This window comes from Lysinibacillus sp. VIII_CA, from assembly GCF_049943995.1.
Taxonomy (GTDB): domain Bacteria; phylum Bacillota; class Bacilli; order Bacillales_A; family Planococcaceae; genus Lysinibacillus; species Lysinibacillus pinottii.
This window is the reverse complement of record NZ_JBNFXM010000006.1, coordinates 147,831-168,730: the sequence shown is the minus strand read 5'-3', so window position 1 is coordinate 168,730 and position 20,900 is coordinate 147,831. Positions and strand designations below refer to the sequence as shown.

Annotated in this window: 21 protein-coding genes and 3 pseudogenes; 9 read left to right on the top strand and 15 right to left on the bottom strand. The window is 34.3% G+C overall.

Annotated features, from left to right (window positions below; all coding sequences use genetic code 11):
- The first annotated feature begins 357 nt into the window (after positions 1–357).
- The 5 genes from ACP3VS_RS11070 to ACP3VS_RS11050 all read left to right on the top strand — a co-directional run bounded on the left by ACP3VS_RS11070 (position 358) and on the right by ACP3VS_RS11050 (position 5,374).
- On the top strand, positions 358–2,664 hold the full coding sequence (locus tag ACP3VS_RS11070; protein ID WP_426388716.1) for a glycoside hydrolase: 2,307 nt from the start codon (positions 358–360) through the stop codon (positions 2,662–2,664).
- A 636-nt stretch (positions 2,665–3,300) separates the two neighbouring features.
- A complete protein-coding gene (gene bluB / locus ACP3VS_RS11065) occupies positions 3,301–3,942 on the top strand; it encodes a 5,6-dimethylbenzimidazole synthase (RefSeq protein ID WP_012294531.1) in 642 nt (213 codons plus the stop codon).
- 871 nt (positions 3,943–4,813) lie between these two features.
- A complete protein-coding gene (locus ACP3VS_RS11060; RefSeq protein ID WP_426388714.1) occupies positions 4,814–4,993 on the top strand; it encodes a hypothetical protein in 180 nt (59 codons plus the stop codon).
- A gap of 18 nt (positions 4,994–5,011) precedes the next feature.
- Positions 5,012–5,116 (top strand): ATP-binding cassette domain-containing protein, encoded by a 105-nt coding sequence (locus ACP3VS_RS11055; protein WP_426388712.1) that lies wholly within the window; start codon positions 5,012–5,014, stop codon positions 5,114–5,116.
- Between the two features lie 27 nt (positions 5,117–5,143).
- Entirely contained in the window at positions 5,144–5,374 is a 231-nt protein-coding gene (locus tag ACP3VS_RS11050) for an IS3 family transposase (protein WP_207890068.1), read from the top strand.
- Between the two features lie 123 nt (positions 5,375–5,497).
- Here the strand turns inward: ACP3VS_RS11050 and ACP3VS_RS11045 are convergent, their stop codons facing one another.
- Together ACP3VS_RS11045 and ACP3VS_RS11040 are read right to left on the bottom strand one after the other, a co-directional pair.
- On the bottom strand, positions 5,498–5,632 hold the full coding sequence (locus ACP3VS_RS11045; protein ID WP_080709367.1) for a YrzO family protein: 135 nt from the start codon (positions 5,630–5,632) through the stop codon (positions 5,498–5,500).
- 23 nt (positions 5,633–5,655) lie between these two features.
- Positions 5,656–6,624, bottom strand: coding sequence for a DMT family transporter (locus tag ACP3VS_RS11040; protein ID WP_207889097.1), 969 nt, complete (start codon positions 6,622–6,624; stop codon positions 5,656–5,658).
- Between the two features lie 134 nt (positions 6,625–6,758).
- Here ACP3VS_RS11040 and ACP3VS_RS11035 point away from each other — a divergent pair, with 134 nt between their 5' ends.
- The 3 genes and pseudogenes from ACP3VS_RS11035 to ACP3VS_RS11025 all read left to right on the top strand — a co-directional run.
- Positions 6,759–7,607, top strand: coding sequence for a LysR family transcriptional regulator (locus tag ACP3VS_RS11035; protein ID WP_031418216.1), 849 nt, complete (start codon positions 6,759–6,761; stop codon positions 7,605–7,607).
- Positions 7,608–7,924: 317 nt separating this feature from the next.
- Positions 7,925–8,041, top strand: a pseudogene (locus tag ACP3VS_RS11030) (DJ-1/PfpI family protein); the annotation flags it as partial.
- Positions 8,042–8,075: 34 nt separating this feature from the next.
- Positions 8,076–8,273 (top strand): annotated as a pseudogene (locus tag ACP3VS_RS11025) (2-thiouracil desulfurase family protein); the annotation flags it as partial.
- 546 nt (positions 8,274–8,819) lie between these two features.
- Here ACP3VS_RS11025 and ACP3VS_RS11020 read toward each other — a convergent pair.
- The 11 genes and pseudogenes from ACP3VS_RS11020 to ACP3VS_RS10970 all read right to left on the bottom strand — a co-directional run bounded on the left by ACP3VS_RS11020 (position 8,820) and on the right by ACP3VS_RS10970 (position 18,182).
- The gene (locus tag ACP3VS_RS11020) at positions 8,820–9,776 is read right to left on the bottom strand and encodes an acetyl-CoA carboxylase carboxyltransferase subunit alpha (protein WP_036163689.1); all 957 of its coding nucleotides are present in this window, start codon (positions 9,774–9,776) and stop codon (positions 8,820–8,822) included.
- Positions 9,769–10,617, bottom strand: coding sequence for an acetyl-CoA carboxylase, carboxyltransferase subunit beta (accD, locus tag ACP3VS_RS11015; protein WP_012294537.1), 849 nt, complete (start codon positions 10,615–10,617; stop codon positions 9,769–9,771). Before accD ends, ACP3VS_RS11020 begins: the two co-directional genes overlap by 8 nt.
- Before the next feature lie 334 nt (positions 10,618–10,951).
- Positions 10,952–11,125 carry a hypothetical protein gene (locus tag ACP3VS_RS11010; RefSeq protein WP_230586096.1) on the bottom strand — a complete coding sequence of 58 codons (174 nt, stop codon included), beginning with the start codon at positions 11,123–11,125 and terminating at the stop codon, positions 10,952–10,954.
- Between the two features lie 569 nt (positions 11,126–11,694).
- A pseudogene (locus ACP3VS_RS11005) lies at positions 11,695–11,931 on the bottom strand (FadR/GntR family transcriptional regulator); the annotation flags it as partial.
- 812 nt (positions 11,932–12,743) lie between these two features.
- Positions 12,744–13,301 (bottom strand): class I SAM-dependent methyltransferase, encoded by a 558-nt coding sequence (locus tag ACP3VS_RS11000; protein ID WP_012294539.1) that lies wholly within the window; start codon positions 13,299–13,301, stop codon positions 12,744–12,746.
- Between the two features lie 129 nt (positions 13,302–13,430).
- Positions 13,431–14,507 (bottom strand): sensor histidine kinase, encoded by a 1,077-nt coding sequence (locus ACP3VS_RS10995; protein ID WP_031415947.1) that lies wholly within the window; start codon positions 14,505–14,507, stop codon positions 13,431–13,433.
- Positions 14,504–15,190, bottom strand: a complete 687-nt coding sequence (locus ACP3VS_RS10990) for a response regulator transcription factor (RefSeq protein WP_012294541.1) — start codon at positions 15,188–15,190, stop codon at positions 14,504–14,506. Before ACP3VS_RS10990 ends, ACP3VS_RS10995 begins: the two co-directional genes overlap by 4 nt.
- 182 nt (positions 15,191–15,372) lie before the next feature.
- Entirely contained in the window at positions 15,373–16,191 is an 819-nt protein-coding gene (locus ACP3VS_RS10985; protein WP_012294542.1) for an SPL family radical SAM protein, read from the bottom strand.
- Positions 16,192–16,227: 36 nt separating this feature from the next.
- Positions 16,228–16,761, bottom strand: coding sequence for a methylated-DNA--[protein]-cysteine S-methyltransferase (adaB, locus tag ACP3VS_RS10980; protein ID WP_031415949.1), 534 nt, complete (start codon positions 16,759–16,761; stop codon positions 16,228–16,230).
- The gene (locus tag ACP3VS_RS10975) at positions 16,745–17,383 is read right to left on the bottom strand and encodes a bifunctional transcriptional activator/DNA repair enzyme AdaA (protein WP_012294544.1); all 639 of its coding nucleotides are present in this window, start codon (positions 17,381–17,383) and stop codon (positions 16,745–16,747) included. The genes adaB and ACP3VS_RS10975 overlap by 17 nt, the downstream gene beginning before the upstream one ends.
- A gap of 85 nt (positions 17,384–17,468) precedes the next feature.
- Positions 17,469–18,182, bottom strand: a complete 714-nt coding sequence (locus ACP3VS_RS10970) for a 2OG-Fe(II) oxygenase (RefSeq protein WP_012294545.1) — start codon at positions 18,180–18,182, stop codon at positions 17,469–17,471.
- A 163-nt stretch (positions 18,183–18,345) separates the two neighbouring features.
- Between ACP3VS_RS10970 and ACP3VS_RS10965 the strand changes: the two genes are divergently transcribed.
- Positions 18,346–19,257 carry a DNA glycosylase gene (locus ACP3VS_RS10965; protein ID WP_426388706.1) on the top strand — a complete coding sequence of 304 codons (912 nt, stop codon included), beginning with the start codon at positions 18,346–18,348 and terminating at the stop codon, positions 19,255–19,257.
- Between the two features lie 364 nt (positions 19,258–19,621).
- Here ACP3VS_RS10965 and ACP3VS_RS10960 read toward each other — a convergent pair whose 3' ends face one another.
- Positions 19,622–20,278: a Type 1 glutamine amidotransferase-like domain-containing protein gene (locus ACP3VS_RS10960; protein ID WP_171821091.1), complete on the bottom strand. Its 657-nt coding sequence runs from the start codon at positions 20,276–20,278 to the stop codon at positions 19,622–19,624.
- A gap of 82 nt (positions 20,279–20,360) precedes the next feature.
- On the bottom strand, positions 20,361–20,774 hold the full coding sequence (locus tag ACP3VS_RS10955) for a DUF4279 domain-containing protein (RefSeq protein WP_426388704.1): 414 nt from the start codon (positions 20,772–20,774) through the stop codon (positions 20,361–20,363).
- Between the last annotated feature and the right edge of the window lie 126 nt (positions 20,775–20,900).

Genomic DNA, 20,900 nt, shown 5'->3' with positions numbered 1-20,900 from the left:
AGAAGCGCTAGAAGAGTTAGGTGTAAAGGTAATAAGGGGCAAGGATTGTAACGCAGAAGTTAAATTTAATGGCAATCACTATTTTTTCATATCGGAAATAATTGAAGTGGATTTTGGAACTGGGTCTTTATTCTTTATCTGAGAATAGAAATTATAAAAGGGGTCACTGAGTTAAACTGACCCTGAATGAGGGAAGATATGACGGTCAACCAAAATCTGATTGACGAGATTTCTAATAGGGAGCTTGCTACTAAGGATTTGGTCTTGCCTTTTTTTGAATTTTTAAAAAATAAGTTAGATTTTTTTGTGACATTCGTGTAACAAACCGATATTACACTAGTTATGGAGGTGTGTTACATGAAAAAAATTCTATCAATCATGTTAATTGCTGCACTATTAACAAGCGTTCTTACGGGATGTAAGAAAGAAAAAATGAATACAGGTATAGAGAGTAAGCCACAAATAAATAATTTAGACTTTAACTTTAGTGTGAATCCTGAGACATTTGCGCTTGAGGTGGAATCCAATGGAATTACTGAGAAATTATCTGAACCATTGGAGAAAATGAGAGTGTCAAATTTAAAAGACAGTGAAGATAACATTAGCTGGACCTATTCGGAACAGGGAATTAAGGTTGATATCGAAAAAAAAGATAAGTATGTTGATGTAACCATAAAATCCAGCAAGGATGAAGACAACATGTTTGCATGGCCAAAAGTGAAAGGTGACGGATATATGCTCCCATTAAATCAAGGGAAGTATATTCCAAGCGATGATTCAATTTGGAAAAATTACTTAAGTGAAGAAAAAATGAAGGTAATTGAGGCTTTATCTATGCAATTTTTTGCAGTTGATAAAAGTGGGTATTCACTAGTATATATAATTAAAAACCCTTATAATAGTGAAATTGTTTATCATACAGAAAACGATATTGAGTTTACTTTTAATCATGAGTTTCCAACTATAAATAAAGAGAAGGAATATGGTTTCAGAATATATATAACGAAAAAAAATCCAGTAGATGTTGCAAAAACCTATAAAAATTATTTGATTGAACAGGGGGACTTCAAAAGCTTGGCGGATAAGGCTAAAGAAAATAGTAATATTGAAAAGCTTTATGGAGCACCTCATGCTTATTTTTGGGACAGAACTGTGATTTCAGAAGAAAATATTAAATGGGCAAAGCTGAGAGACATTTTTCCCGAAAAACTGAAATTATGGATTCAGAGGCTATTAACTACTAATGTTGAGGATGGATCAGAGCTTTCATCAGCTTTTGAAGAGTTAAAAAGCTTAGATTATGTAGATAAATACAATAAGAAAAGAATAATAAAATCCTTAAGTGCAGTAATGCAACTAAATGAATTCTATAATCCGGAAGTATTTACTGAAATAGATAAAGATACTCAGAGGCTGTTAAACAAAGGAATAGAAAAATTAAATCCCGTTGAATTAATTGACCTAAATAAGAGATTATTAAAAAGCATACTTGGAGATGTAGTTGACCCAATAAAGAAGTGGGCAGATGCTAATACTGTAGATGTGATAAAGGACATGAAGGATTCTGGGCTAGAACATATGTGGATCGGCTTGGATGATTGGCAGGAAGGCTTCATTAAACCTGAGTTAGTAAAAGATGCAGAAGAATTCGGCTATCTATTTGGTACCTATGATTCATATCATTCAATCCATGAACCAGGTAAAGAGAAGTGGGAAACTGCTAAGTTTAAGAATGCTTTACTTTACGAGAATGCAACTGTAACAAATAAAAATGGAGAAAAGATTGAAGGATTCCAAGGTGCAGGTAGAAAGTTGAATCCAACGCTTGCAATGCCTAGTGTAAAAGAAAGAGTAACTTCGATTTTAAATACCGGCTTAGCATTTAACTCATGGTTTTTAGACACAGATGGCACTGGAGAAATCTTCGATGACTATTCTCCAGAACATATTACTACTGAAAAGGAAGATATCCAGGCTAGGATTAAGAGAATGGAGTATCTGCAAAAAGAATGGGATATGGTAGTAGGAACTGAGGGCGGAAATGATTTTGCTAGCAAATCGATTGCCTTTGCACATGGAATAGAAACGCCATCATTTTCTTGGATGGACGAGGATATGGCAAAAAACAAACAAAGTGAGTATTACGTAGGGAGATACTATTCGAGCAATGGTGGAGTTCCCGAAATGTTTTCTAAACAAATACCACTAAAGGATAAGTACAAGAAGTTATTTTTGGATTCAAACTACACGATCCCCTTGTATAAGTTGGTTTACAACGATTCAGTGATCACAACCCATTGGTGGGGGTGGGGAACCTTAAAATTTAAAGACGAAATAACAAATAGAATGTTGTATGAGATACTTTATAATGTTCCTCCTTTATATCATATAGATAAACACGAGTGGGAAAAACATAAAGAAACAATTGTAAGGCATTCAAAGGTATGGTCAAATTTTAGCAAAAAAGCAATAACGAAAGAAATGACAGATTTTAAAATTATATCAGATGATAGACTCGTTCAAATGACGGAATATGGTGAAGCATTAAGAGTAGTCGCAAATTTTTCTGAAGATGAATGTAACTATCAAGGCAAGACAATACCAGGAAAATCGGTGTTAATTATTGATGGAAATAGTAATACTATCTATTCACCGGAAAAATAAGCGTGAAATTCGCAATAGTATAACTGCTAATAATTTTCCTTGAGATAATCTTCATAGAGGCTAAATCTGAACGCTAAGGAATAAGTTTACAAGAAGAATAGAAGTAGCTTATCCATTGTGGGGGTTCATTGAAAAAAGGATTAAAAAAGTAATTATTACGTATGCTGCAGTTAGCGTAAAAATATTAGAGAAAACGTGAAGTTTACGTTTTAAAATGTACTCTATAAGATAGACACTTTCAAAGAGGTCATCTTATAGGGTACATTTTGTTTATGTTGTAGAAGAAACGCTGAAGTATGAACTTTCTCACAGCAAGAGCTTCGTTGGCTATTTGAACGACTATCGATTCATCAGCCAAAGGCAATTGTGAAATCTGCATAAGGTGTCTTTAAACAGGTCTATTATTAATGATGCCATTATCCATATATGAAACTGAAAGGAATTGTGGTAATCGATTTGACGAATGTTAATCCGAAGTAAGAAGAGGTGGAGTCAGATTTATGCGGATACAACGATAAGGACAACATATCCAAACCACGCTTTTTGATGTATTTTTACTTCACTTACGTGGCAGAATAATGAAAAATTAGTTAATATTAAAAATAAATATTTTTGTAAAGAAAAGGGGAAAAATTTATGTTTTCTAATGAAGAAAGAGAGTCTATTTATAAAGTTATTTATAATAGGAGAGATATTCGAAGTTTTTTATCAACTCCTATCCCTGAAAACATTATACATAGAATATTAAATGCAGCTCATCATGCACCTTCAGTAGGATTTATGCAACCTTGGAACTTTATTTTGATTTCCACTGACGAAATTAAAGAAAAATTGGCCTGGGCAGCAGAAAAAGAAAGCAGAGCATTAGCTGTTCATTATGATGGGGAGAAAAAAATGAAATTCCTTGATTTAAAAATTGAGGGTTTAAAAGAAGCTCCTATAACTATTTGTGTTACATGTGACCCTACAAGAGGAGGTTCCCATGTATTAGGACGAAATTCAATTCCTGAAACAGATATATTATCAACAGCTTGTGCTATTCAAAATATGTGGTTAGCTGCTTGTGCTGAAGGACTTGGAATGGGGTGGGTAAGTTTTTATAAAAAAAATGATATTAGAGACATTTTAGAAATACCACCACACATCGATCCCATTGCTCTTATATCAATCGGTTATACTGAAAATTACCCAGAAAAGCCCATTTTAGAGTTAGCTAATTGGGAAAAAAGGCGTTCTTTAGAACATCTTATTTTTGAAAATAAATGGGGACAAAACTAAAAACTTCTTAATCTATCAGGGTGCGTTATGGGTAGTTTTGAAACACAAAGAAAGCTAAAGCTTCCTTAAAGATTGTAAAGCAATGTACTTAAAGTAACGGAGGCTTTATTGAAACAAGGATTTATAACTTTTACATAAATAACCCTAATAACGTTTATCGAATTTTTATTAATTGAAAATAATTATTTTTACATAATATAAATACCTGAGTCACAACTTTAAAATTATCGGATGTTTCTCATAATTTATCGTTCAAAAGGGGATTACTCGTTTAAATAATGTTAATGATCGTTTAATGTAGATTTGGCCAATATTCATAAAAATTATTCTAAGAGAGATGAACTTATTTTTGTTAAAGAATCACGATTAAAGTTCATAAGAAAATATATATTGAGATTCTAAAGCGGAGTCGAACATACAAATTTGTATGTTCGACTCTTTTTACACATTATATAGAATCTATGGATAATTTTTTTTATATTGTTGAATTGACTGATAAAAGATTACTAAAGGATTGAAAGTAGCGACAAGTAATAAATTTGATACTCAAAAGTATTTAAAATAGGTGTTGATTATGATCTTGCAAAATCTAATAAAAGACAAAAGCGAAGCAGCCTAGATTCATGTAAATAAATTTAAACAAGTGTTAATGAACACTTTAAGGAAAAAAAAGGTCACTTGGGATAGGAGTGACCCTAAGTAACAAAATTCTGAGGTGTAAGGCTAAAATAGCTATACTTTACTATCAATATGCGGTGATAGCGTAGTTTGTATAGTTCATAGCCTGATAGAAGTGGCAGTGGTGAAAGTACGATATTGAGGATTTAGCAGGGTTAGAATATGCTAGAAAAGGCTCTTTCTGTATAAATGAGTGATATTCGACAGTAAAACATTTGTTAAACCAGAAAACCGTGATATCGGGATGGTGTTTCAAAACTATGCATTGTTTTCGCATATGACAGTCGATAAGAATATATTATTCGGTTATACAGATCTAACAGAAGAAGATTGCCGTAAAAGATTAAAGGAAGTGTTAGAGCTGGTGAAATGAAGGAATATGAAAAAATAGATGCCTCATCAGTTAAGTGGCGGTCAGCAACAACGTATCGCAATTGCAAGAGCGCCTGCCACTAACCCTCGTTTACTATTATTAGAAGAGCCTTTAGTAAGTTAGATACCGAGCTTCAACTGAAAATTAGAAATAGGTGGGCAAAATGAAGCTGATTGGACCTGTAGCACGAGAACTGATAATGGACCGATTGAAGCGTTTTGGGGCACATTAAAAATAGAGAAGTATTATTTACATAAATTCGATTCATTAGAAGCGTTAAAACATGCCATCGATACGTACATCTTGTTCTATAATAACGAACGTTACCAAGAAATATTAAACGGTTTGAGCCCCTTAGGGTACAGGGTTCAAACCGCTTAAATCATTTTTCTTATTTCCACTTTCTACTTGACAGGGAGCAGTTCAAATGTTGAAAAATTGGATTTTTTTTATTTAGAATAACATCTAAAACAATGTTCCTAATAAAGCCTTTGCTAATCTTAATTATTTTCTAAGTAAATCTTTTAAAAGCTGTATCATTTCAGCCTGTTGTTCTATTTTTTTACGACCATTTCGATTAATTGCAACAAGCTCTAAGCCAATTGCAGCAGCAAAGAAGAATAATAAACTTTCATACATATAAAAACCTCCAAACATTTAAATCAAACAACTCTACTCAACTGTTCCTTTAATAAATTCTTTTGATGCTCGCTTTGTTCTTTACGTTGATACATATTGTTTCGTATGAGGGCGAGAATAACAAGTAGTGTCCCTGCAACATCAAAAATTGTTATTTCATATCCTTGGATCATCATAATGACTAATGTTGTAATTGGGACGAAGTTAATGAATAAAATTGCATTTACGGACGATAAAATTTTTACGCCATAATTCCAACTAAGTAATGCCACAAGACCTGGTAAAACTATCATGAATAATAAATCATACTTAACTGCAGAAATTGTTCCTATGTGTGGCATAGACACATACCCATTGATTGTAAATAACACTGTTAAAATACCTGTTACAATCGTTCCGAAAACACATGTCAATGTTGAATAGCGAAGTGTAGACCAATCACTAAAAGATGATCCCCCCATCGTATAAATCACCCATCCAACAACACCAATTAGGATAAATGAGAGTGATAACAGATTATACTTAAGTGTAAGAAAGAAGTTTATATCACCTTTTGTAATGACAAAAATGGCCCCAATAAACGCCATAACCATACTGATCAACATATATTTTTTCGGTTTCACATGCTTAAATCCCCATAAAACGCCAATTGTAATCATGGGCATGAGCGCCTCCATAATAGAAGCTACCATAACTCCTGATTTTCCCATTAACATTTGGCCAAAGAAAATTAGAACATTATATACAGTAAACGCCATCGTCCCATAGAACACGAGCAGCTTTCCTTTTCCTTCAAAACGAAATGCTTGCCTTCCTTCTTTTAGCCATAAGAAAATGACAAGTATAATAGCTACTGCTCCATATCGTATAGTTGAGAAATAGAATGGATCTATATAAGCCAAAGCATGATCTGCGACTGGAAACATTGCTCCCCATGACATACTTGCTATTAAACACGCCACCGCGCCTTTTAATAATTGAATATTTTTCATATTTATCACTCCATGTATCTTTATTCTTTTTTAATTCCGCAATTGCCATTATAAAAAAGAATATTCATCACGTATAATGATTGAAAATGAATAATAACATCATTTAAAATGATACTTTATAGGAGGAACACTTAATGGAACTACGAGACTTGTTGATTTTTAAAAGCGTTGCAAATCATGGAAGTGTGAGTCATGCAGCAAAGGAATTAAATTATGTTCAATCTAATGTAACAGCGCGTATAAAGCTATTAGAAAAGGAGCTTAAAACATCGCTTTTTTACCGCCATAAAAAGGGGATGACATTAAATGCAGAAGGAAGAAAAATGCTTGTGTATGTCAATAAAATTTTGCAGGATGTCGAAGAATTGAAACAAGTATTTTTAGATAGTGATTCACCAGCGGGTACTTTAAAAATTGGCACAGTTGAAACGGTGAATATATTACCAGATATTCTTGCTTCTTATTATAAAGAGTGTCCCAATGTCGATTTAATACTGCAAGCTGGTTTAACGGAAGAACTCATTAAAGAAGTAACAGAACACCATTTAGACGGGGCTTTTATCACCGGGCCAATTAAACACCCTCTTTTAGAACAATATGATGTATGTAATGAAGAACTCGTTCTGATAACCCCCAAAAAAACTTTTCATATAGAGGAGTTTATGACTACACCAATTCTTATGTCTAATCAAGGATGCGGTTATCGAGCGAAGCTAGAGCAATGGCTCAAAGATGAGGGATTACTCCCTAAAAGGATTATTGAATTTAACATATTAGAAACGATTTTAAAAAGTGTTGCAATTGGTTTAGGAGCTACGATTGTTCCGCGATCAGCTGCTGAACATCTTACTACTACTGGCAAGGTTTATTGTCATCCAATTCCTGATAAATACGGCATTATTTCAACCGTCTTTATACGCCGAAAAGATGCATATATGACTAAATCGATGGACTATTTTTTGAAAATTGTTGAGCATCAATAACTTTCTCGGTTTGTTTTGACGTTCCGAATGAGTTATAAAGCACTTAATAAAAAGATAACACAATTCACACAATCGACTACTGGGAAAGAAAATTAACTAGTGTTACTCCCTACTGTCCCGTGTGCAATGAAGGAACAGAAAAATTAACAGTATTACTAGCGTTATTAACTGCATCTATTTCGTTTGGATTAGATAAAAGGAGAAAAGGAAACTTTGTGAATAGTTAATTTATAAATACCTATAATAGTGTTGATTAACAATAACCTTTTCTGATTCAACAACGAGTGCGAGAGTTAAATAAGTACGATCCAGCTTCAACATCTGGAGGAATTTCAGCAGGAATTAATATGTCGTTTCATCTGATATCTCGACTGCATGGAAAAGATGTAGCTGTAGAGACAGTAAAACGAATGGAGTATGAAATTAAGTTGTAATTTTCCACTAACTAATAAAAAAAGGATGATACTAATGATATTAGTGAGTTCTTGTTTAGCAGGATTACAGGTAAGATATAACGGTACGCATAGTTTAGATCTTAAGATCAGTAAACTAATAGTAGAGAATAAGACAATACCTGTATGCCCGGAATTGCTTGGTGGATTTTCAACCCCCAGAGGACCTGCTGAAATAATAGGCGGTAACGGGGATGATGTATTGGATGGGAAACCAAATGAGTCATTCATTTTGGCATTTAAAGGAGGAGTTTTTTGAACGCTTTTTATTATTAAAAGTGTCCGGAAGTTCTTGTCTAAAGTGTATGTAAGTTCTTGTCCATGTACATGTACAGATATTATGGGTAGTTGACGAATCCAAGCCCTCCTCCACGCCCAAATAATTTTAGTTTACATAATATAAATTATAGGAAGTTATGTATCAATTAAGAGTATACTAATAATAGTGAGATGAAATTTGTACATAGACATCAAAGTCTAAACTTAACGATTATTTTAATATCGAATTATTATAATTAACTTTTGTATATTTTAGGCTTTCAATCACGATTTTCTAATTGGAATAAAGTTTGATTAAAAGTTTGTTGCAAACGTTGATTTTATAAAAATAGAAGAAACCCATTCATTTTGATCAAACTTTTATCAAAATGAATGGGTTTTATTTAAATGCGAAATCCATCATTGGGATATTAATTTATTTAAGAAACAATTTTTCTCTCTTTACGAACAAATTCACATGTCCAAAAACCTAAAAATGAATTTAAGCTTCTGTATATTGTCCAATCTTTCTGAATTTCTCATAGCGATCTTCAATTAATTGTTCGCCATTTAGGGAATTCAATGCTTTTAGTGTGACGCTTATACATTCTTTTATATAAAATGCTTGCTTCACAACATTGTGGTGTGCTCCACCCGTTATTTCAGGGATTATTCCATCAATAACGTCAAGCTCTTTTAAGTCAGGTGCTGTTATCCGCATTGCTTCTGCAGCTTGCTTCCCTAGGCTACCATCTCGCCATAAGATCGATGCAGCCCCTTCAGGCGAGATAACCGAATACGTTGAGTTCTCTAACATAAAGACGCGATTAGCTACCCCTAATGCAATTGCACCCCCACTTCCGCCTTCCCCAATAACAATGCTAATAACTGGTACTGTTAGAATCGCCATTTCTGAGAGAGTTCTAGCAATGGCTTCACTTGGGCCGCGTTCCTCGGCTGCCTTACCCGGATAGGCTCCTTTTGTATCAATAAAACAAATAATTGGGCGCTTAAATTTCTCAGCTTGCTTCATTAAGCGTAATGCTTTACGATATCCTTCAGGGTGTGGCATACCAAAATTTCGTCGAATATTTTCTTTAGTTGATTTTCCGCGCTGATGTCCAACAATTGTTACGGGCTGTCCTTCAAAGAGAGCAATTCCTCCAAGAATAGCTGCATCATCACCAAATTTACGATCTCCATGTAACTCAATAAAGTTTTCACACATAGCTTCTATATATTGTAAAGTTGTTGGTCGTTCTGGATGTCTAGCAACCTGTACACGATCCCATGGCTTCATATTGGCATAAATAGATTGTTCTAGCTGTGTTAGACGTGTTTCAAGCCTTTCGATTTCGCCTGTCATGTCTACATTTGCCTCTGTAGCAATCGTTTTTAATTCATCAATTTTTTCTCGTAATTGTACTACTGGTTCTTCAAAAGCAAAATTTTTAGACATGTTGCACACCGCCTTTTGTATGCATTTTTACAAGCATTGCTACTTGGTTTCGTAAATCCTTCCTATGGAAAACTGCATCAAGCTGACCATGCGCTAGTAAGAACTCTGACTTTTGGAAATCATTTGGTAATTTTTCTCTTAATGTTTCTTCGATTACACGGCGACCAGCAAAGCCAATTAATGCTTGCGGTTCTGCAATATTTATATCTCCAACAGAAGCAAAGCTTGCTGAAACGCCACCGTATGTAGGGTGCGTCATGATCGAAATAAATAATAGTCCTTCTTCACTATGACGTTTTAATGCCACACTCGTTTTTACCATTTGCATTAATGATAGAATACCTTCTTGCATGCGCGCTCCACCACTAGCAGTAAAGATAATAACAGGTACACGTAATTCAATAGCTTTTTCAACGGCACGTGTGATTTTTTCTCCTACAACGGAGCCCATTGAGCCCATACGGAAATGAGAATCCATAATTGCTACAACAATTTCTTCTCCATCAAGAGTACCTACCCCAGTCAGTACAGCTTCGCTTAATCCCGTTTGTTGTTTAGCCACTGAAATTTTTTCTACATAATCAGGGAAATTAAGTGGATTACTTGTTTGTAAATGATCATCCATTGAAACAAATGAACCTTCATCTATGAAATATGCTACGCGCTCCTGTGCAGTCATTTTGAAATGATGGTCGCATTTTGTACACACTTTATGATTTTTTTCTAACTCCTTTGTTAACAGAATGTGACGGCATTCTGGACATTTTGTCATAAGTCCTTCCGGAAATCCCTTTTCCTGTCCGTCCTCATTCTTTTTTCTAAATAAGCTACGTATTGCCATGTTTTACTCCTCCTATGTTTGTCTAAATGCCTTGTTCAGCATTTATGTTCGTAAGCTTTTAATGCTTCTTTTTCATAGCCAAGCTGCATCGATTTCAACATAGTTTGAATGATTAATTTCTCTTCTTCTGTTGAGTTTCGATTTAAACATCACCGGCATTAACTGCTAATTGAAACCAGACTTTAAGTAAAAAACGATTTCTGACATGATGACTATTTCTCGTAAAACATGCAGACAATTAATCGTACCTCTATCTCTAGCTTACAAAAAACTGTCCCACATAGGTAGTGTTCGCAGAGTCACTGTACAACTTATAACGCGAATGGCTTCCATTTCATGAATTTGTCGCGTTAATTCGACATCCTTTTTTTGATTTTTCATCTTCTAATATAAACATCGACAATTTTTCTACGAGCGGATGCTTTTGTGTAGAAGCTAGAAACGTACCTACCCCATGTCTCGTTTCAATAAGACCTAACAACTCTAAACTTCGCAATGCCTCTCTCACAGAGGATTGCCTGACACCCAGACGTTCTGAAAGGACTCATTCGAAAGGTTCCTTTTCACCAGCCTGTGTTTTTTTCATTTTAATAAGTTGTCGTAATTGTTGGACGATATCTAAAAACACTTTCTTTTGTTCGTTTTTTTTATCCATACGATCAACTCCTGGGTCAATCTATTCGCCTTGGAATAATTATCGCTGTCGCTTTCCTTTCGCGCAGGTAAACAATACATCCTAAGGCTTTATCTTATTTCTACGAGCGGATGCTTTTGTGTAAAAGCTAGATGTTTCGTTTCAATAAGACCTAACAACTCTAAACTTCGCAATGCCTCTCTCACAGAGGATCGCCCGACACCCAGACGTTTTGAAAGGACTCATTCGGAAGGTTCCTTTTCACCAGCCTGTGTTTTTTCATTTTAATAAGTTGTCGTAATGTTGGACGATATCTAAAAACACTTTCTTTTGTTCGTTTTTTTATACACACGATTAACTCCTGGGTCAATCTATTCGCCTTGGAATATATCGCTGTCGCTTTCCTTTCGCGCAGGTAAACAATGCATCCTAAGGCTTTATCTTATTTCTACGAGCGGATGCTTTTGTATAAAAGCTAGATGTCTCGTTTCAATAAGACCTAACAACTCTAAACTTCGCAATGCCTCTCTCACAGAGGATCGCCCGACACCCAGACGTTCTGAAAGGACTCATTCGGAAGGTTCCTTTTCACCAGCCTGTGTTTTTTTCATTTTAATAAGTTGTCGTAATTGTTGGACGATATCTAAAAACACTTTCTTTTGTTCGTTTTTTTTATCCATACGATTAACTCCTGGGTCAATCTATTCGCCGTGGAATAATTATCGCTGTCGCTTTCCTTTCGCGCAGATAAACAATACATCCTAAGGCTTTATCTTCATTCAATAGGTGTTTGGATACCTACTATAAAGAAACAAAATCCACCACCTCCAGATGGTGGCGTCTCTTACTGAATGAATCCAAAAGTGGTCTGGCCACTTTTGAATTGGCTTTATCTTACAAAATAATTATTTAAAAGTAAAGAAGAAACTGTATAAAAATTTATGTAATTTCTAAAATTACTTCAATTTCATATTCTTTTCGTCGTTTGGGCATGTTTTACTTTCACTTGAGGTCTACCAAAGCGCTTTTCAAGCGTTCTCTCACTGTAAAGCAATTCATCTTCTAGTAACAGCTCTTGAACAAGATGAGAAACTTTCCGGAATAAGGTTGCAGATACTCTTCCAAACGCATCCTGAAGCTAATAAAGGCCATTTGTAAACGGCGACTTACAAGGAAAGCACGTATCTGGCATCGTTCGGACGTGGCCCACTGAGCCAATATTCAGGGTTATTAATCGTAACTTTTTTATAATTGTCGCCACTTTACTAAATCAAGAGTTTCAGTATAGGTGTATATATCGTGAAAAAAACAATAAATATGAACAAACTATCCGTATTAAAAAACAAGCAGGGTTAAAAACCTAGCTTGTTTGAAAATAATTTTCATATAAAAAATCCATATAAGTATCTTTTGTAAGATTAAAAATAATTACCTGTCTTTGTATTATTTCCAACTAAAGCTATTTAGAGAGTTTTTTTACAACTAACCGCTCTCACTTTTTGCAGCTCATTATATAAGCAGGTGGGAAATTTCTAATTTCTCTATTAATATCAATTTTAGAAAAATAGCTTTCTAGAAATGTTAATTTAAATTTGGTGTATTGAAACGTTATAAAGAGCCCATCTTCTTTAAGGACTTTTAAAGAGTTTCGTAATATATTACTTGATACATTTTTAGGCAAACTTGCAAATGGTAACCCTGAAATTATATAGTCTGCGTAAGGTATATCGTTTTCGATTAAAATATCTTCAATATACTCAGCAGAACTATCTATAATTACAAAGTTTTTTTCTTTTATATATCTTGCTTTTAATAATGTGTAAAATTCTTTATTATTTTCTACTAAAACAACTTTAGTTGTTTGTTTCCTCTTTTTTAGAATATTCTCTGTGAATACTCCGGTACCTGGGCCAAACTCAACTATATATTCTGCTTGTTCAAAATCGATTTCTTTAACCATTTTTTTACTAAGATACTTGGAACTTGGAAGAATTGCTCCCACTGATCTAGGGTTAAACATATATTGAAAAATAAAAGATAGGTTTTTCATGATAACACTCCATTGCGTTAAAGTTATTTCTACTTAAAATCTAAACTTAAAACCTTAAGTAGTTATCATGAAATTCCTTAAGAATTCTTAAGAAAAAGGCTCTTGGAATTTATATATTCCAAGAGCCTTTTATTTTTTTAAAGGATATTCGACAGTAATACTCAAAAACCCATTATCATATTCTGCATAAATTTTCCCATTGTGTAATTCCACAATCCTTTTAGAAATGGCCAGTCCTAAACCTCCCCCTTGATTACTTACGCGAGCCTTATCTCCAGTATAAAACCGCTCGAATAAACTATTTAAATCTTTACTCGGCTTTTCTTCAACCTGATTCATAATTTTAAAAATTACGTAATTTCCCTTTGCCTGTAGAGATATTTGTAATTCTGAGGGCTTCAAACTAAATTTTATTGCATTTGTGAAAAGATTTTCATAAACCCTTACTACCTGTTCTATATCAATGAGTACAGGAGCTTTCACTTCAATTGACTTTATAACATTTAATTTTTCTTTTTCAAAAATGGGGATATACTCTCCTACGATTTGTTGTAACAAATCACTCATGTCTACTTCACATAAATTCAGATTTATATTTGGATTCGATAAACGAGTATATTCAAACAATTCATCAATTAATAATTTGAGTCTCTGTGACTTTAAATAGGTTATCTCTAAATACTCATTATATTTTTCGCTATCACTGTAGTTCCCTTTTTTCAATAAATCTAAATACCCGATTAATGATGTCAAGGGTGTTCTTAGATCATGAGAGACATTTGTTATGAGTTCATTCTTTCCTTTTTCTATTTCTCTTTCATGCTGGAATTGGTTTTCTAATTCATTTGACATAAAATTAATATTTTGTGCAAGTAAGGTTAACTCATCTTTCCCCATTATATTAATGTTAAACCCTAGGTTTCCATTAGCAATTTGTTGTACACTATCAGAAATATGCTTTAAATATTTTAGTTTATTTCTTATCAAAAATAAAAAACAAGCTATAAACGAAAAAATTATAACTAGAAATTGGAATGTAATAAAAAAACTTGCATTAGTAGTGTTCATTTCTATATTTTTATAAGTTATATAGTATAAAAATAATTGCGATGTAAGTAAAGAAATAAACAATGAAAAGAATAAACTGATTGCAAATGAACTTAGTAATCTGACAGTAAGTTTGTTCCTAAGCTTAATGTTTTTCATATCTTATATCCCACACCCCAAACGGTTTTAATATATATTGGATGTTTAGGATCTTGTTCTATCTTTTCCCTTATATTAGTGATATGAACCATAACCGTGTTGTCTGACTTAAAATAATCTTCTTTCCATACAGCTTCATATATTTTTTGAATGCTGAGTACAATACCTTTGTTGTATGCTAGAAGTTCTAAAATATCAAATTCTTTAGGTGTTAATCTAATTTCTTTTTCTTGTACAATAACCTGTCGAGTATCTGTATTTATAACTAAATTTCCTATTTCTATAATTTTCTTATTGTTTTTCATGTTTACATTATATTTACTGGAGCGTCTTAGCTGCGATTTAACCCTTGCAATTAACTCTAATGGGTTAAATGGTTTCGATAAATAATCATCAGCTCCAGAAGTCAGTCCTTGAATCTTATCTATATCTTCTGACTTTGCTGATAGCATAATTATAGGCATACTTTTTTCTTCTCGTATCTTTAAACAGGCTTGAATACCATCCATTTTTGGCATCATAATATCGAGGATTATTAAATCTACATCATTTGATTTTAAAAATTCTAGCCCTTTTATCGCATCGGCTACTTTAATGGTCTCCATCCCTTCATTTTCTAAGTAAACAGAAATCAAATTTCTAATATCATTATCATCATCTATAACAAGAATTTTGGGTATCATGGTTTCTCCTTTTTAGTAATCTTCCCGAAAAAACATTAAATATGTTTTTTAAATCGTTATTAATTCCAACTAGCTAAAGTTATTATCTATTTCATGTATATGCTATATTATTATTCTATCATTTTTTAATACAGCTGAATCAAGTAGCTTACTACCTCTATTCATTATTAAAAATGCTATCTTTAGGGCACAAACCCAGCCTGGCTCACATAAACTTGATTTTCGGGAAAGACTTCAATAAATCTTTTATATACTTTTCTAAGAACATCCGATCCGTACCATTCCTCTAAACCAAGCTGGGCGTATTTGCTGTCAATACCGAGTTTTCGTGTGCGTTTACCACCACTACCATCGCCCATGAAGTAGTCATCTATACATATCCGATCGACATAAGACTTTAGCTTTAACGGAAAATCATCCCCACTTGGCAATATGGGAGCTATAGCCACTTGGATGGGTATGCCCGCGGCTGCTAATTTTTCCAATGTTTTAAAGCGTGCCTGAATGGGAGGGGCCTTCGGAGTAAAGTGTTTTCGTATCGTTTCCGAATCGGTCTCAATCGTCATACTTACTCGAACTTTGTCCTTCAATTGTTGCAGCAAATCGATATCTCGACTTACAAGTGGACTTCTAGTCTGTACTAATAGAAAATCAGGTGGATCTTCTACCATTACTTCTAGTAAAGATCGCGTGACCTTTTCCTTTTGCTCTATAGGTTGATATGGGTCTGTACTTGATGACATAAAAATAGTTACATTCCCTTTAGCTTTGGCTCGATAAAGTTCTTTTTTTAATAAATTTGCAGCTCCATTTTTAACATCCACCCAATTTCCCCATTCACCCTCCCGAAACAGAGATACAGGCATTTCACGGACATAACAATAGGAGCACCCAAAAGAACAGCCTGTATAGGGATTAAGTGAATGCGTATAGCCAGAGAGGAAGCCTGTCCCTTTATTCAGAATGGTTTTCGGATTTTTATAGAATAATTCACTACTCATGACGGTACCTCCATTTGTTGTACAGCAATAACTAGATTACATAATGCTTGATAAAGCTCGCTTTTCCAGATCAAGGAGCAATGTCTTCATTTCTAATCCACCTCGATAGCCAGTTAATGAGCCGTTCTTTCCTATTACGCGATGGCATGGCACAGTAATCAATACCGGATTAGCCCCGATCGCTGCGCCTACTGCCCGCACAGCTGCTGGATTATTGATAGCATTGGCAATATCAGAATAGGATTTCGTCTCGCCATAAGGGATATCACAAAGTGCCTGCCAGACTGCTAGCTGGAATGGTGTACCTACATACTCAAATGGAATCGTAAAGGTTTTCCGCGTTCCTTCTAGATACTGAGTGATTTCATCGACAAAGGGCTCAAGCTTTTCAGCATCTTCCACAAGCGGACTTCCTGGAAAGTGTTTCGAAGCCCATTCTAATAATTCCTCGAATGGATTGTTCTGTGACCCAACAAACACAAGCCCCTTTGATGTTGAAGCTACATAGAATTTCCACTCTTTAAACTTTAGTAAAGACCAATAAAGGGTTGGTTTATTCATTTTTTCCATTGCACTGTTCCTCCATCTTCCTCATTTGACGAAATTGCGCTGGTGTCTGGCCCGTTTTCTTTTTAAATAAAGTAATAAAATAAGGCGTGTTAGCCATACCTACACATATGGCGATATCACCAATTGATTTATTCGTCTGAATCAAATACCTTTTAGCTGTGTGAACTCTAACTTGCTGTATATACTCTACTGGCGTAATGCCTTTAATCTTTTTAAATGTCCGCTGCATATGATACGGACTTCCATGACAAATATATGCTAACGATTCTAGCGTTAATTTTTCTGTGAAATTTTTATCAATGTATTCCGTAATTAAATTGACCCACTCACTATCAGGTAGATTTTCATTTGTCGGCTTACATCGTTTACATGGGCGAAAATTAGCACGGAGAGCTTGTTCTGCATTTAGAAAAATACATACATTTTCTTTTTTGGGGACGCGTGATTTACAAGAAGGCTTACAAAATATCCCTGTTGACTTGACAGCGTAGAAAAATTGATTATTGTATGCAATATCATTATTTATAATGGCTTGCCACTTCTCATCAGTTATCATTTCTCCATCATTCAAATGACTTTGAGCATAGCTCTCTTTGTAGCCGTGATCCATTCTATCTGACATTTTCTCACCTCACCTTATAATATACTCCCTATCCATTCGAATGGATATCTCAAAGAATGGAATAGCAAAATATTGAAATGTAATATTATTGAGAATCATGAAAAATGATTCCAAGTCCGTATCGTTCCCCAGAAGTAACGGTGCTTACACCGTGACGAATTGTATTTTTATAATAGCCTTTTTTACCGAGAACGGGTCTGTGGTTAGTGGGGAAAATAAGGGCACTACCTTGTTCTAACGTAATGACATGACCCCTGCTTTGCGCACGTGGAATTTGCTCTACTAATAGAGATTCTCCACCGTAATAGTCTTGATCTCGCTGATTTAATACAAACACTACTTGAAACGGAAAAAATAAGTCGCCATATAAATCTTGATGCAAACAATTAAACCCGCCTGCTTCATACTTTAATAGTAAAGGTGTCGGTCTCGTTTGATTAAACTCCTTACAGGTGTTTAAAAAATCTTGAAGATGTTGTGGATACCGTTCTGTTTTCTTCAAATAGCCCAGCCATCGATTAGCAGTTTTCGCTAATTCCGAATAAAAGGACTCTCTTAAATGTTGGATGATATCAGGAAATGGATAAGAAAAATATTTGTACTCCCCATTCCCAAAACGATATCTTGTCATATTGATTGTCGTCCTGTATAGCTCTTCCTCCCCATACATTTCCATGAAAGATTCACATTCCTCTTTTGTTAAAATTGTTGGAAGCTTTGCGAAACCCTGCTCATCTAATTCATTTTGAATGCACTCCCAATCTAAGCTTTCGACACGTGTCTTTATGTCTTGCACCATGTTATCCCTCCTATTTAGCATTGTTGATAACTAACACTATAACCTCATCAATCGAAAAAAATAAGGTATTTAGAATGTAAGAGCAAGATAACAAAATTAGTAAAGATGATGATGTGATAAAGTAAAAATGACATCAGTGTATTTTGTAAAGGAGAATGAAAAAATGAAATGGCATGAAGTCAATAATGATATTGTCATTACCCTACCTAAACATTTCAACATGAATGCCAATCTAGGCTATCTAACAAGAGAAAAGAATGAATGCATGTATGAAATAGAGAACGATAGTATTACAAAAGTGATTGCTATTGGAGAAATTCGGTCTCTGGTACAGGTAAACGTCATGAAGAATAAACAAATGATTGTTCAATTCTTAAATGAAACAAGACCTATTGAAAGCTGGCAACGAGAACAGGTTGTAAAATATATTCATGAGTGGTTTGATCTTCATAACGATTTAACACCCTTTTATGAAATGGCAAAGGCAGATCCTTTATTAAAAATACCTGCTGAAAGCTTCTATGGATTGCGAGTTATTGGCATTCCTGATTTATTTGAAGCTTTATGCTGGGGAGTTTTAGGCCAACAAATTAACTTAGCCTTCGCGTACACCTTAAAGAGGCAATTTGTTGAAAAATTTGGCGATTTCATCGAATGGAATGGTAAGCAATTTTGGGTGTTCCCATCGTACGAAAGAATTGCACAGTTAACACCCTCTGACCTTGCAGATATTAAAATGACGGTAAGAAAAAGTGAATATATCATTGGCATTGCGAAATTAATGGCAAGTGGAGAATTATCGAGGGAAAAATTAATGAAGATGAACTTTAAAGATGCTGAAAAAAGCTTAATTAAAATACGAGGAATTGGTCCTTGGACAGCCAATTATGTGCTAATGCGCTGCCTCAGGTTCCGAACCGCCTTTCCAATCGATGATGTGGGTCTTATCAATTCAATCAAAATATTACTGAACATGAATCAAAAGCCGACGAAAGATGAGATTCTAGAATTATCGATATCATGGAAAAACTGGGAATCCTACGCTACCTTTTATCTATGGCGTGTCCTTTACTAAAAAAAGTTTAAGATGAGAACAATTATAAAGAGCATGCTTTGAAACAAATGAATCAAAAACATGCTCTTTTTCAACTATTCTTTGCGAGCTATCTAATCACAGGCTCTATTATAAATGTAAATCTATCCTACAATCCATCAATAATGTTATTATGGTAAACTTTCCACGATTTCCTCGTTGGAAGCCCCATCATGCTTCATGAAAAATTTTCTTGTAAACGCACTAACTGTTAAACTCACTACAATATTAACACCTAATCTGGTATAAAGGAGAACAAAGAAAGAGCGTGTTTTGGAAAAAGATAAATCCAAATACGCTCTTCTTATTTCCAATAATTCAGGTAAGCTATTGCCATTCGCCCTATCTAGAGCGTCTCATCCAACTTCTTAATTTTTGACTGGGAAATTACATATACATTACCTAAAATGTCGATGCTGTCTCCCTTTACACGTACTGCACAATCTTTGTTCGACGCATAAATATTTAGTTCTTCCGATAAGGGAGACAACTCGTCTTGCACCAACTCTATGTTATTTTCAAGATCAAAATGCGAGAGGACGGAAAAATTGTCAAGACCGATTCCATCGTATAAAGAGCTTTTTTCAACTGGATAGCCAAAGTTTTTTGAGCATAACCATTTAGCGGACATATTGATTGCTCCTGCGCTTGCTCCCATCACAACCGCTGTGCTTTTTTTGATTAAATCCGACAATTCATAGTCTAGTAAAAACTCATTTTGTTTCAGCGTATCTCCACCTAACAAAAAAATGGCTGACGCATTTCGAATAAAGGTTTGGGCATCTTCCTTCTGTACGTGATAATTAATTAAATGATAGTCATCGAATAGGATACCTGCTTGGTCAAGCCATGAGCGTTCAGTAGCACCCGCCTCTTCATACAAAAGTGGATTCGAGCTAATCATAGCAAGCGATTTTCTATCAGTTATATCCTCCTGTAACACCCTGCCTAGATTCTCTGGAAAAAAATCATTAAACCACCCTAAATAATAGTGTGTTTTCATGTGTACCTCCGTCATTATTACCTGCTTTTATAAATAAGTTCTGTTTGTAGTACGAAATAAAAGGCTTTTTACTTTTTGCAATTTATATTTCATCGCGATAAATATCAATATCGTATTCTGAGTCGGTGTCATAAGCAAATTTAATAAGTTTTTGATTTATAAAAAGACCGGAAGTTTCAGGAAAAACAAGGATCACTGCTATTTTACATTGTAACTTATATTTCTTTTTAAAGTGATTGATAATGTTTACCTTATTCGTGAAAATATCTATTAGTTCATTTATTTGTAAAGTAGGATCACTTGTTCGTTGATCATCTATTTCGTAAGTCCACGATGAAGTATAACTTTCGTGTTGTGTTTTTCCGATTGTATAGAGTGCACCTTTTGTACGTGTTTCTGTTGGTGTTATTGCTATTTTTTGTGTGAATTCCTCTAGTGGAAAATTATCTCCAAATACACAAAAATAAGACCTTATATTAGTTGTTGGCTTTTCCATTCTTTCTCTCTTCTTGAGGAATTAATTAAACGCCATCATGAATAAAATTTAAAATACAATTACAGTACTCTCTCAACCATGGGCTACTGTTTGTTATTTAGCAATGCTCATGCTCAAACCTGAGCC